This window comes from Tessaracoccus massiliensis (assembly GCF_000826065.2).
GTDB lineage: Bacteria > Actinomycetota > Actinomycetes > Propionibacteriales > Propionibacteriaceae > Arachnia > Arachnia massiliensis_A.
In genome coordinates this window covers 110,601-122,786 of the sequence record NZ_LN623540.1, presented here as the reverse complement: position 1 = coordinate 122,786, position 12,186 = coordinate 110,601, and the positions used below count along the sequence as shown (strand labels likewise).

Here is a 12,186-nt window from a genome sequence, read left to right as displayed (position 1 = left end):
ACCGGGCCCACCGGAAGGAGTTCTGAATGAACAAGAAGCGAAGAGCCATCCAGTGGGAGGCGTATCTATTCCTCCTGCCGGCGGCGGTCCTGTTCGGGGTGTTTGTTGCCTACCCCATCATCTACAACTTCCAGGCATCGCTGCTGAGATGGGATGGGATCAACGAAGCCACCCCCGTGGGCTTCTCCAACTATCCGGCCCTCTTTTCAGATCCCACCTTCCACCTGACCCTCAAGAACACGGGCCTCTGGATCCTCCTCACGATCCTCCCGCAGTCCGCCATCGGCTTCCTGATGGCACTGCTCCTCAACACCAAGCTCCGTGGGCGGGTCGTGTACCGCACGTTGTTCTTCGTGCCAGTAGTCATCTCACCGATCGTCATCGGGATTGTCTGGCAGCGCCTCCTTGACCCTTTTCGGGGCGTGACGGGTGCCCTGGCCCAAGCGACAGGGATCGAATGGTTCGGTCAGAATTTCCTTGGCATGCCCAACAGCGCGCTCTTTACGGTCATCTTCATCAACGTCTGGCAGTGGTCCGGCTACTCGATGCTGTTCTACCTCGCTGGCTTGCAGCAAATTGACCTCTCCGTCCTGGAAGCGGCCCGCATTGATGGAGCTTCATACTGGCGGACCGTCTGGTCCGTGATCCTGCCGATGCTCAAACCAACGCATCTCTCGCTGATCCTGTTGTCCGTCATCGGATCCCTTAAGACCTTCGAGTTGATCTATGCCACCACCAAGGGTGGTCCGAACCATGCCTCCGAAATGATTCCGACCTACACCTTCCAACAGGCCTTCGAACTTCAGAGCGTCGGGTACGCGTCAACCCTCTCGATGGTCTTGCTGGTGCTTGCAGTTGCCGCGGCTTTGATCTTGGTGGTGGTGTTCGGGGCTAGCTTCATCTCAGGTCGGGAATCTGACGACTCGATACTCAACCGGTTCCGCAAGGGAAGGGGCGCTCGTGTTTGACGCAGCTGCACTCAACGCCAGGCGGCCGAGTAGACGTGTGGAATGGCTCCATCTACTTGCAGCGCCTTTTGGGCTGCTCTGGGTGCTGCCCATCCTGGCCGTGGTCAGTCTGTCTCTGCTGCCGACCAACGATCCGACCACCACGGGATGGGGCCTAGTGCCCAATTCGCCATCGGTGAGTAACTATTCGCTGATCTTTGAGCAGAACCCCATCCTGCAACACCTGCTTAACTCGCTTGCCGTAACGGTCCCATCCGTGATTCTGACGGTGCTGTTCGGCTCTATGGTGGCCTTCGCTCTGGTTCGCCTAAAGTTTGTGGGCAAGACAGTGACGTTCTCTCTGATGATCATCACGATGGTCCTACCAATGGCTTCGATTGTTGTTGCTGTTTACAAGATCCTCCAGTTCTTAAACCTTTACAACAACCTGGCTGGCCTCGTCCTCGTATATACCGCTCTCGGTATCCCCTTCGCAGTGATTATGATCCGCAACGCCTTTGCCGCAATCCCCGACGAGACGTATGAAGCTGCTCTCGTCGACGGCGCCAGCAAGTGGAGGATCTTCTTCCAGTTGTACCTGCCGCTCGCCAAGGCGTCCATAGCCGTCGTGGTGGTCTGGCAGTCGATGATGACGTGGAATGACTTCCTCCTGCCACTTGTGTCGATTGCTGACAATGCACTGAAACCGCTGGTGCTCGTCCCGCTCGCTTACCAGGGCATCTACCTCTCGCAACCGGGCGCACTGTTTGCGGTTCTGGTGCTCATCTCGATCCCCATGGTTGTGGTGTTCCTGCTGGTTCAGCGTAATCTAGTCAATGGTCTGGCAGGAGCAATCAAGTGATCGTCACGATAGATCTCGGGACCTCTGGTGTCCGTGTGGCTCTCATCGGTAGAGACATGGAGATCCGAGACTTGATACGGCGCGACATCGCGGTTCAGTTCGATGGGCGGGGCGGTGCTCGCGTCATCCTCAACGACGTCGTCCAAGCCGTGACTTACAGCGTCCGAGAAATCCTCCTACGAAATGAGGCTTCCGACGTCTCGGCGGTGAGTTTCTCCTCGCAGGGAGAGGTGCTGTTCCCGCTGAATCCAGATGGAAGTCCGCCCCTCGACTTCCCGGTCACGATGGACGTCAGTGGCGTCGCCAGCCAACATGCTCTCGCACGGACGATGACTGGTGAGGAGTTCCAACAGATTACTGGCGAACCCCTCCATGCCATGTTCCCCATCTTCAAGATCCATGCCCAGCACCAAACGGAACCAAGTGGCGGCCGGATCGTGGCTCTCGACGCCTACATCCGGGAACTTCTTGGAGGGACGCCCGTAGTCGATTGGACCATGGCATCAAGATCCGGGCTGTTCGATGTTGGCAAGCTTGAGTGGTGCGAGGACCTTTGCTCTTGGGCTGGGGTCAGAACAGAGATGATGCCGCCCGTGTCGCCGGCTGCATCCTTAGCTGGAGCGGTTTCTGCCGCAGGTCATGAGCTCACTGGCCTGCCCGTCGGGGTGCCGCTCGTCGTCGGCTCCCACGACCAGGCATGTGCGTACTGGGGTGGCGGTGGCGTCCCGCAAGAGATCGCGATCTTCTCCGCAGGTTCGTCCGAGTGCTTTACCCAGGGCAGCTTTGGGCGTCCATCGGTGTCGTCCGATCCCATCCCCACATATCCCGTACGCGAGAATCTGTGGTTGTCGCTGGTCGGGATCCCGGCTGGTGGGTGGGGGCTCGATTGGCTCGCACGCCTCGGTGCCCGCCCCGTAGCGTCACTAGTGGCTGAGGCAGCGGCTAGACCAGTTTCACCGGCGACAGTCTTCCCGTTCTTTGGAGGGGCACCGACGTTCCGGAACGATCCGACGGCAACGGCCAGTATGACGCACCTCAGCCTCGATATGGACGTTGCAGACCTGGCGCGCGCCATGCTTGAGGCGTCAGGGTTCGAGCTGTACGACAGTATCGAGAGGACCGCCAGCATCCTTGGCGCAGCGGAACAGATCCATTGCTCTGGGTTGGGTGCTTCATTCGATGCAACCGCCATTCGGGCAGATGCTAGCCGACGAACTCTCTCCATCATCTCGGCCCAGGCTGCTCTGCAAGGCGCGGCTCTTCAAGCCTGGGTAGCACTAGGCGCCATCGAATCTCTCGTGGGTAGCTATCAGCCGCCCGTCAGAGCAAGACTCACGCCCACCCCCGACGACCAACTCGCTGCCAAGCGGGCTTCCTATCTCTCTTGGTAACAGAAAATGAAAGGAACCCTCGTGTTCGACCGCAAGTACCTTCCCATTGCCCGGGACATCCTCTATTACTCCATGAAATCAATGGAGTATGGGCTCAACTTCAACACCCAGGGCAACATCTCGGTTCGCCTTCCCGACAGCGACCTCTTCATGATCACGCCGTCTGACCTTGAGTATGACCAGATGTCAGCGACTGACATGGTTATAGTTGACGCGGACAGCAACCTGGTTGCGGGATCGCATAACCCTTCGTCTGAGGTTACTGTGCACATGGCCGTTTACCGGCGCCGCCCTGATGTCCAGGCGCTCGTCCATACTGAGCCGATCTACGCCAACGCGTTCGGCGTTGCGGGCCGTCCCATCACCGGGTCTATGGTCAACATGGTCATCTATACCAAGGGTGATGTGCCGATCATGCCGTTTCATCTCTCCAACTCGACGGAATTCGGCGACCTGATGTGTGACGTCATGGGTGATCTGAACGCCGTGGTGTGGGCTAATCACGGAGTTCTGACCGCAGGCCCAGATCTTCGTACCGCCTTCAAGACTAGCGTGGCAGTCGAGTCCGCTGCCAAGGTCCTATGGGCGGCCAACTCGCTCTCATCCGAGCTCAACGTGCTCGAGTACGACAAGCTCGGTATCGACCGTGCCCTCTGAGCAACTGTTGCTCCCGATGGCTTCCCTCCTTAGTGCTGCTGAGGAGGGAAGCTACGCAGTGGGAGCCTTCAACTGCTCGTCCGTCGATCAGGTGGCTTGTGTGGTCCAAACAGCAAACGAACTCCGCAGCCCGGTGATTGTGCAGGCGATCGCAGGGATGGCTCCGACTGCTGATTCGACCTTCTGGGCTTTGGCGCGAAAGTTGATTGAGCTAGAAGCCGAGGTTCCAGTCGCTCTGCACCTTGATCACGGACGCACGTTCGAGGACTGCCAAGCAGCTGTTGATGCAGGCTTCACAAGCGTGATGCGCGATGCTTCTCGCGACAGCACTACAGGCGAACCACTCTCGTTGGAGGCCAATATCGCGGAGACCCTCCGTGTCGTCGAGCTGGCGAAGGCCGCAGGTGTAACCGTCGAAGGAGAGATCGGCACTGTGGGCGGCGGAGGAGAGGGAACCACTGGTGAGTTCGGTGCCTTCGACTATGCAGTCACGACCGTGGCCGACGCTCTCCGGTTCGCGCAAGAGACGAAGGTTGATGCCATGGCATTGGCAGTCGGTACAAGTCACGGCGCGGTGAAGTTCCCACCTGGCCAGCAGCCGGAGCTGCACTTCGAGCTGATTGAGGAAGTCCATGGCTCGCTGCCACATGTCGCTCTGGTGCTGCACGGGAGTTCTTCTGTTCCTCCCCAGTTGGTTGAGCGGATCAACGCTACCGGCGGGGTGGTCGCTTCATCTGTTGGGATCACGGTGGAGGATAAGAAGCGAGCTATCCAGCTTGGCGTGCGGAAGATCAACCAGGGTACTGACTCGCATTTGGGGTGGACCGCCAGCGCACGTGAGCACCTCTCGGATCGACGGGGGGAAGTCGACCCTGTCGGATGCCTGCAAGCGGGAATGCGCGGTATGTCGGAGGCCGTGGCTGCAGCTATGCGAGTCTTTGGTTCTGCCGGACGGGTCTGAGCCCATACCTCTCAACGAGGGCTTGTGGTTCTACACTCAACCAGCGGTGCCTCCTCATGGGCAAGGCGTCCTGTGGAACTCGTCGGATGCATCAGTAGGCAGTTGGCATGCTCACCAAGGGAGGTTCACGATGCATGAGGATCAGCACCCAGCCGGGCCGCTTTCGTTAGCAGGACTCGGCGCTCTCGTGACAGGTGCAGCTGGCGGGATCGGACGCGCGATCGCAGACCGGCTTTTCGGCCTTGGAGCCCGGGTGTACGGGCACGAGCCGGAACCCGCAGACTGCGGCAGCCTTGGCTCAGCGGTATGGGACTTCAGCCATGGTCCTAGCTAGCGGTCTCGACCCTCCCGAAGCTGGATGAGCGTGAGATTGGCGGTGAGTGAAGTCCGCGGCCCCTGGCGGAACTGGGATGTCTACACTTGCGCCGTGGCTCATCAGGTCTGGACTCGTGAAGAGAATGAAGCCGTCGTTGATGAGTATCTCTCCATGCTTGAGCAGGAGTTGAGCCGAGAGGCCAGCCAAAGTACATCGAGGTGAAGACCGCCAGACGGGAGTCGGCTGGCCGATGATTGTGAGCCGGAACAAAGTAGAGGTGGGCAAAGATCTAAGCGAGTCTTGCGTCTTGGCGAGAGTCTTTGGCTTCCGCCACCTCGCGTCGGGTTGTACGAGCTGAACGGTGCGATCAGCGACACGTGCGCTCTCGAACCAGACAAGTGGCGGGCTCTTCCGAAGGCTGGCTGAGATCGGGTCCGCGTGCTTGAGGGCCGGAGCCGTGGCGTCAGCTGTGGCTTTCGGCGGGACGCAAGCGTGGCAAGAGTTCACTGTGTGGTGATGCTCGAGCCAAGTCCTGCCCGGGAGACTACCCTCGTGGATGGGTGCCGAAGCGGCGCCGTCGGGCAAGGGATGTAACCGTGACGAATGACGACGACAGGCGGCGGCAGGTCGACGAACTGGCCGAGCAGCTCATCGCCGAATCCGGCGGGATCGACGGGCTGCTGGCTCGCCTCGGGGTCGGGCCGAGCTTTGAGATGCCAGAGTTGAAACAGCCCACGCTGCTCGAGCCCCGTGCCGAGCGGGCCGCCTACGTGCTGTGGATCAAATTGAACGACATCGAGCCGCCCATCTGGCGGCAGGTGGTGGTGCCCAGCGACCTCACCCTGCCCGCCCTCCACGATGTGATGCAGGCAGTGATGGGCTGGACCGATTCCCATCTCCACGCCTTCCGGATGGGGCCCGGCGAGCTGGACCGGGACGTCGCACCCTTCCTCACCCCGTTCGACATCGAGGAGGGCGACGAGGGCACGCCCGAGGCGGAGGTGCGCCTCGACGAGGTGCTCGCCGCCGTCGGAGACCGCCTCTACTACGAGTACGACTTCGGCGACGGCTGGGAGCACACCATCACCCTCGAGTCCGTCCAGGAGTGGGAGGGGAGATTCGCGGAGATGCGGTGCCTGGCCGGCGCCCGCGCGTGTCCCCCCGAGGATGTGGGTGGGATTCCCGGGTACGAGACGCTGCTGGCGGTGCTCGCCGGGCGCGCGCACGACGTCGACCCTGAGTGGGCGTCGATGCTCTGCGAATGGATGCCCCCGGGGTATGACCCTGAACACTTCGACGCGGAGGAGGTCAACGATGCGCTGGAGAGCCTCGAATGGCCGACGATGGAGGGCTGGCGCCCCGAGATGCTGGGGCTCATCGTGCGGATGTCGGCCGAGCATCCGACGCTTGTGCGGCAGTTGGCCGCCGCCGTCGAGCGGCAGGAACTCGCCGGCGACGAGGAGTTGCGGGAGGCCAGCGGCGACCTCCAACTCCTGCTTGAGACAGTGGGGGCCGACGGGATCAAGCTGACCCAGGCCGGCTATCTGCCGCCGAAGATCGTCAAGGAACTCTTTGCCGGCCTCAGGCCGGCGGCGCAGCGGGCGTATCCGATCGAGCCGACCACCGAGGTCAACACCTTGCCCATCCTGAACCTGCGCATGACGGCCATGGAGCTTGGCCTGGTGCGGAAGCTCAAGGGCTCGTTGGTGCTGACGCTGAAGGGCCGCAAGGTGCTGGGCAACCCCGAACGGCTATGGCAATCCGTCGCCGAGGCCGTCCCGTTGGGCAAGTACGACTTTGAAGTCGACGCCGGGCTGATCGCCATCTTCGGCGTGGCAGCCGGGTTGGACCCGTGGACGGATGTCGACATCTTCACCGAGCTGTTCGCAGATGCGGGGTGGCACTCAGACGGGCCGCTGCAGCAGGCCTTTCGGGAGGCCTCATCCGACACGAGAATCTTGCTGCGGATGTTGGGAGGCGCCAGGGTCGCCGCCCGCCTCATCCGTGGAGTGGCACCGGGTGCCAGGTGAGGGTTGCTGGCGTAGAGCAGCGAAGAACCTGACGTGAACGCCGCGCCCAGGGAGTCTGCCGCTACTACGCCGGGAAATGGTCCTCCGACGACGCTACGACCTATTGATCGACACCTCTGATCTGAGATGTCGCAGGCGGAGACCAAGCCGATCGTCGACGCGGCCCAGGTGTGGTAGGGCATCAAGGAGGGCTCGAAGGTGACCGACGTCGAGGTGGCCGGCTGTTGCTGCAGACGATCGAGGATCGCTTCGCGCGGGAGACTGTCCGAGGGGTGCAAACGCGGCCGGCCACGTGCAGGAGCACCTGCCCGGCTCCTGCTTCGCAGGGCAGCCTCAGCGAAGGGTGCCGGGAAACGCTGCGGGGCCCTTTCGTCGTGTCGCCCTGCTCATCCTCGCAGGCGACCTGCTCAGGGGCCATGCGGGCACTAGGCTGAACCCATGGCATTCTTCGACCTCCCCGCGGAGGAACTGGCCCGCTTCGCACCGGAGCTCAACGAGCCCGCTGACTTCGACGACTTCTGGGCCCAGACCTTCACCGATCACGGGTCCGGGCCGCTCGACTTCATCTGCGAGCCGGTCGAGACCCACCTCTCAGTGCTCGACGCGTTCGACATCAGCTGGCGCGGCTTCGACGGCACCACCGTCCACGGCTGGCTCGTGCTGCCGCGAGGCACGGAGGGTCCGCTGCCCACCGTCGTGCAGTACACCGGCTACGCTGGCGGCCGCGGTATGCCGTTCGAGAACATCGCCTACGCCGTGGGCGGCTATGCGCAGTTCATCATCGACGCACGCGGGCAGGGCTGGCGCTCGCCCAGCCCGAAGCCCGGCTCCGAGGACCCCGGCCTGCGGACCTCCGGCAGCGTTCCCGGCTTCATGACCGCCGGCGTCCTCGACCCGGAGCTCTACTACTACCGCCGCCTCTTCGTCGACGCCGTGCGCCTGGCCGAGGCGGCCGCCAGTCACGAGCGGGTGGACGCGGACCGGCTGTTCGTCACGGGCGGCAGCCAGGGCGGGGCCATGGCGCTTGCGGTCGCCGCGCTGGCGGGACACCGCAACGTGAAGATTGCCGGCTGCGCGCCCGATGTCCCGTTCATGTGCAACTTCCCCCGCGCCATCGGCTTGACCGACGCCTATCCCTACAAGGAAGTGGCCGACTACCTCGCCACCTACCCGCAGCGCCACGCGCAGGTGATGCGCACGCTCTCCTACTTCGACGGCATGTCCATGGCCGCCCGGGCCACCATGCCCGGCCTGTTCTCGGTGGGGCTGATGGACCAGATCACCCCGCCGTCGACGGTGTACTCGGCCTACCGTCACTATGCGGGGGAGAAGGCCATCGAGGTCTACCCCTTCAACGGGCACGAGGGCGGCACCGGCTATCAGATCGAGCGCATCCACCAGTGGCTCAAAGGTCTGGTGGCAACGCGGTAGCGGTTGGTAGCGTGGAACAAGACCCTTTCAGACAGCCCGCTGGTCGCCTCGGTGCGAGACCTGGGTGTGCAGTTCCTCGACAACGACATCAACATCTCCGGGCAGGACGCGGTCACCTCCGTTGAACTCCCCGGCGACGAGACCTTCTGGATCTTCGGCGACACCCTCGAAGGCCCGTTCGAAACCGTGCGGTACCTCTCCCTGATGGAGGTGCTGTCCAACACGGGCGCCATCGTCCCGCTCCAGGACATCTCCGACGGCATCAAGGACTTCACCTACCTGACCGGGCCCGACGGGCGGCGTGCCCGGCAGATGATCGCCTTCGAGCCGCCCGAGCACAAGTCGACCCAGCGCCTCTGGGCCATCCACGGCACCCACCAGAACGGCAGCCTCTACCTCTACTACCACCGCATCACGATGGACCAGAAGCTCGACGTCTTCGAAACCTTCCAGCTCGACGGCATGGGCATCGCCAGGGCCGACGACGACTACAACTTCACGCGACTCGTCGCGCCCGATGGCACGGCCCTCGCAACTCGAGGACCTGGCGGCCTACGAGTACCTGGTGGCGGCACCCACCGTCGAGAATCCGGACATCGAGCCGGAATGGTCCTCGACGTGGGCGCCGACTGCCTGCCTGTTCGACAACGTGCCCAACGAGATGTCGGCCGCCTGGAACGAATACCTGGGCTGCTATGTGTCGCTGACCACCTACCGCCGCGAGAACACCCTCGTGATCCGCACAGCCCCGCAGCTGTGGGGGCCGTGGAGTGAACCGCAGGGTCACCTACATGACCTTCATCGACTCAGAGGTCTACGTGCCGCACCTCAGACAACGGTGCGTCGAGCCCGCCGTTGTCGATGTGCGGGCCGCGGGGCGATTGGCGGTGCCGGCAGATGAGTTTGAGGTGATCATGCTTGTGACCGGGGACATGGTGCCGGGCGGCGGACCGAAAATTGCCGTGTCGCTGGACAGTGGTGGTGCCGTGCTCGCGGGATTGGAACTCGGACGGGGACAGTCGGTTTTCATTCCCGACGGCGAGTCGCCTGCGGTGGAGCGCGGCGAGGTGTGGGTGGTTGCAGTGGCCTCAGAGCGCAGACAGAAGTGAGCCATCGGGGGCGTTGAGGCGTGGACAGTCACCACGCCGTCGCGATGCTGACTCCCACCGCCGCCGTCGCGATCATCGCGCAGGTGAACTCGATCAAGATGCCCAGGCCGAGGGCCTTGAGGGTGCGCCAGCTCGTCGTCAGGGCGGTGCGGAGGTTGCGCACCCGGTACCACTCGGCCAGCAGCAGGCCCACCGCGAAGCCGATCGGCAGCCCGAAGCCCGGCAACACGAACAGCCCGACGATGCCGAACACGACGCCCACCGCCACCGGCCACTTGGGGATCTCGTGGCGCTGTAGGGATCGGCCGGTCAGCAGCAGGCTGCTCAACGCGCCGATGATCAGCAGCACGGCCGCGACGCCGAATGCGACCCACCCCCACGGCGAGTGGCCCCAGATGGCCCAGGTCAACGCGCCCGCGCCGACGAGGAGGCTGCCGGCCGGGATCACCGGCAGCACGATGCCGGCCAGCCCGACGAGGGCCAAGGCGCCGGCCACTAGGGCGGCGATCATCTCAACAGTCACGCTTCCAGGGTAGAGCGCCAGCACGTCGTCGCGACTGTCGCCCGTTTCCCGGGTTGGCGGGCGGTCGCGCGCGTAGAGTGAAAGGACAGCCTGACGCCCACCGCTGGGCACCGAAAGAAAGGTCGGCCATGAGCGCCATCACCGTCTCCCGCAAGCTCGGATCCTACGGAGGCAGAATCGCCGAGAGAGTCGCCCGGGAACTGGGCTGGAAGTTCGCCGATCGCTTCTTCATCGACTCCGTCATCAGCGAATACGGCCTCAATCAGCTGGGATCGCTCTACGACAAGCCGCCGTCGCTGATGGACCTGTTCAACGAGAACACGATGCAGACCATCGGATGGATGAACAAGACGCTTGTCACCATCGCCGCCAGATATGACGTCGTCATCCTCGGCCGCGGCGGATTCGCCGCTCTGAAGGGCTACTCGGACGTCTTCAACGTGCTGGTCACCGCGCCCACTGACGAACGCATCAGGCGAGTCACGGAAGACAGCAAGGTGTCCCAGGGCATCGCGCAGGAGATGGTGGAGCGCGATCAGGACACGAAGTCGCGCTTCGTCCGCCGCTACTACGGCGAGAACTGGGCGTCCGACGACAGTTACGACCTGGTGATTGACACCTCTGAAGTGTCGCAGGACGAGGCCGTGCGGAGGATCGTCGACATGGCTCAGAGCCATCTCGCCACCGCAGGCGGCTCTCCCGTGACGGAGCTGGAGGTGGACGATCTGCTGCAGCAGACGATCGAGGAGCGCTTCCAGCGGGAAATGTTCCAGGCCCCGTAGGTCGCCCCGTTTCTGCCTCCTCCGTCCAAGGGCTGGCGCCCCCAGCGCTGGCCGCCAGGTAGATAGTCAAATAGGTTTGATATTCAATGGAAGTGGGGTAATGTGGGGCTGTGAGCACCCCAGACCACGAGCCGACGCCGGGCTTCCACCCCGTTGCCCACGCGCTCCAAGCCGTGATCACCCTCTCCAACGAGATCGAGCGCGAACTGGTGCGCCTCCTCGGCCTCAACCTCACCGATTACCGGGCGCTCACGATGCTGGCGTCGGCCGGCCCCACCACGGTGAGCGCGCTGGCCGAACGGATCGGCGCCTCCGCCGCCACCACGACGGCGATCCTCAACCGTCTCGAAGCCGCGGGCTACGTGCGGCGTAGCCGCATCGACGCAGACCGTCGCCGCGTGCACGTCTCGGTCGCGCCCGATGTGTACCCGAAGATCATGGGGCTGATGGGGCCCCTCGTGCGGCGCGTCGACGACGAGGTGACGTCGCTTCCGGCCGGGCAACAGGACGTCGTCGAGGCGTTCTTCGGACGCGTGACGCATCTGCTCGAGGACCACCTCGGCCAACTCTCCCAGCAGCCCGCGCCCGAAGCCGCCACCGCAGGGACCGACAGCGACGGTGCCCCCACCGTCGACAATTGAAGGAGTAAGCATGAAGAAGAAGGACCTCGCCAAGAAGGCATGGGCCCAGAGCCTCGCCATGACCACGGCCACCGCCGTGTCCGGATCCATCGCCACCGACACCAACTCGCTCTGGTACAAGAGCCTCAGCAAGCCGAAGTGGCAGCCGCCGGGCTGGCTGTTCCCCATCGTCTGGACGGGCCTGTACGCCGGCATCGCCGCGACGTCGGCACGCACCATCAAGAAGCTCGAGGCGCAGGGCGACCACGACGAAGCTGACCGCTACCGCGCTGCTCTGGGCGTCAACCTCGTGCTCAATCAGGGCTGGAGCTGGACGTTCTTCAAGGCGCAGAAGCTGGGCCCGGCCACCGGGGTCGCGGCGCTGCTGGCGGCCAGCTCCATCGGCCTGGCCAAGCGCTCCGGCGACGTGGAGCAGGGCAAGGGCCTCGAGCTGACGCCCTACGCGCTGTGGTGCAGCTTCGCCACGGTGCTCACCGCCGCCATCTGGCGTCGCAACAAGCGCTCCGAGTAGCAGGGCGGCGCCGCCGCGGACCGGA

The 12,186-nt window shown here is 63.6% G+C and carries 13 protein-coding genes; 12 read left to right on the top strand and 1 reads right to left on the bottom strand.

Going from position 1 to position 12,186, the window contains the following annotated elements; all coding sequences use genetic code 11:
• The first annotated feature begins 26 nt into the window (after positions 1-26).
• The 9 genes from BN1186_RS03415 (at position 27) to BN1186_RS15360 (ending at position 9,704) form a co-directional block, all read left to right on the top strand.
• Positions 27-968 carry a carbohydrate ABC transporter permease gene (locus tag BN1186_RS03415; protein ID WP_052459729.1) on the top strand — a complete coding sequence of 314 codons (942 nt, stop codon included), beginning with the start codon at positions 27-29 and terminating at the stop codon, positions 966-968.
• A 37-nt stretch (positions 969-1,005) separates the two neighbouring features.
• Positions 1,006-1,809 (top strand): carbohydrate ABC transporter permease, encoded by an 804-nt coding sequence (locus BN1186_RS03410; protein WP_040282532.1) that lies wholly within the window; start codon positions 1,006-1,008, stop codon positions 1,807-1,809.
• The gene (locus BN1186_RS03405; protein WP_040282531.1) at positions 1,806-3,200 is read left to right on the top strand and encodes an FGGY-family carbohydrate kinase; all 1,395 of its coding nucleotides are present in this window, start codon (positions 1,806-1,808) and stop codon (positions 3,198-3,200) included. The genes BN1186_RS03410 and BN1186_RS03405 overlap by 4 nt, the downstream gene beginning before the upstream one ends.
• Before the next feature lie 21 nt (positions 3,201-3,221).
• Positions 3,222-3,857: a class II aldolase/adducin family protein gene (locus BN1186_RS03400; RefSeq protein WP_040282529.1), complete on the top strand. Its 636-nt coding sequence runs from the start codon at positions 3,222-3,224 to the stop codon at positions 3,855-3,857.
• Between the two features lie 16 nt (positions 3,858-3,873).
• Positions 3,874-4,818 carry a class II fructose-bisphosphate aldolase gene (locus tag BN1186_RS03395; protein WP_074436923.1) on the top strand — a complete coding sequence of 315 codons (945 nt, stop codon included), beginning with the start codon at positions 3,874-3,876 and terminating at the stop codon, positions 4,816-4,818.
• Positions 4,819-5,730: 912 nt separating this feature from the next.
• A complete protein-coding gene (locus tag BN1186_RS03385; RefSeq protein ID WP_052459727.1) occupies positions 5,731-7,164 on the top strand; it encodes a plasmid pRiA4b ORF-3 family protein in 1,434 nt (477 codons plus the stop codon).
• Positions 7,165-7,602: 438 nt separating this feature from the next.
• Positions 7,603-8,595, top strand: a complete 993-nt coding sequence (locus BN1186_RS03380; protein WP_040282525.1) for an acetylxylan esterase — start codon at positions 7,603-7,605, stop codon at positions 8,593-8,595.
• A gap of 3 nt (positions 8,596-8,598) precedes the next feature.
• A complete protein-coding gene (locus tag BN1186_RS15925; protein ID WP_246043228.1) occupies positions 8,599-9,369 on the top strand; it encodes a hypothetical protein in 771 nt (256 codons plus the stop codon).
• Positions 9,370-9,386: 17 nt separating this feature from the next.
• On the top strand, positions 9,387-9,704 hold the full coding sequence (locus BN1186_RS15360; RefSeq protein WP_180349007.1) for a hypothetical protein: 318 nt from the start codon (positions 9,387-9,389) through the stop codon (positions 9,702-9,704).
• A gap of 28 nt (positions 9,705-9,732) precedes the next feature.
• On the opposite strand, the gene BN1186_RS03365 is transcribed toward BN1186_RS15360, so the two are convergent.
• Complete coding sequence (locus tag BN1186_RS03365; RefSeq protein WP_218975390.1) at positions 9,733-10,227, bottom strand: DUF456 domain-containing protein; 495 nt, start codon at positions 10,225-10,227, stop codon at positions 9,733-9,735.
• A 128-nt stretch (positions 10,228-10,355) separates the two neighbouring features.
• On the opposite strand from BN1186_RS03365, the gene BN1186_RS03360 reads away from it, so the two are divergent.
• The 3 genes from BN1186_RS03360 to BN1186_RS03350 all read left to right on the top strand — a co-directional run bounded on the left by BN1186_RS03360 (position 10,356) and on the right by BN1186_RS03350 (position 12,161).
• A complete protein-coding gene (locus BN1186_RS03360) occupies positions 10,356-11,009 on the top strand; it encodes a cytidylate kinase-like family protein (protein WP_040282519.1) in 654 nt (217 codons plus the stop codon).
• 110 nt (positions 11,010-11,119) lie between these two features.
• Entirely contained in the window at positions 11,120-11,650 is a 531-nt protein-coding gene (locus BN1186_RS03355) for a MarR family winged helix-turn-helix transcriptional regulator (RefSeq protein WP_052459726.1), read from the top strand.
• Positions 11,651-11,660: 10 nt separating this feature from the next.
• Complete coding sequence (locus BN1186_RS03350) at positions 11,661-12,161, top strand: TspO/MBR family protein (RefSeq protein ID WP_040282517.1); 501 nt, start codon at positions 11,661-11,663, stop codon at positions 12,159-12,161.
• The last annotated feature ends 25 nt before the right edge of the window (positions 12,162-12,186 follow it).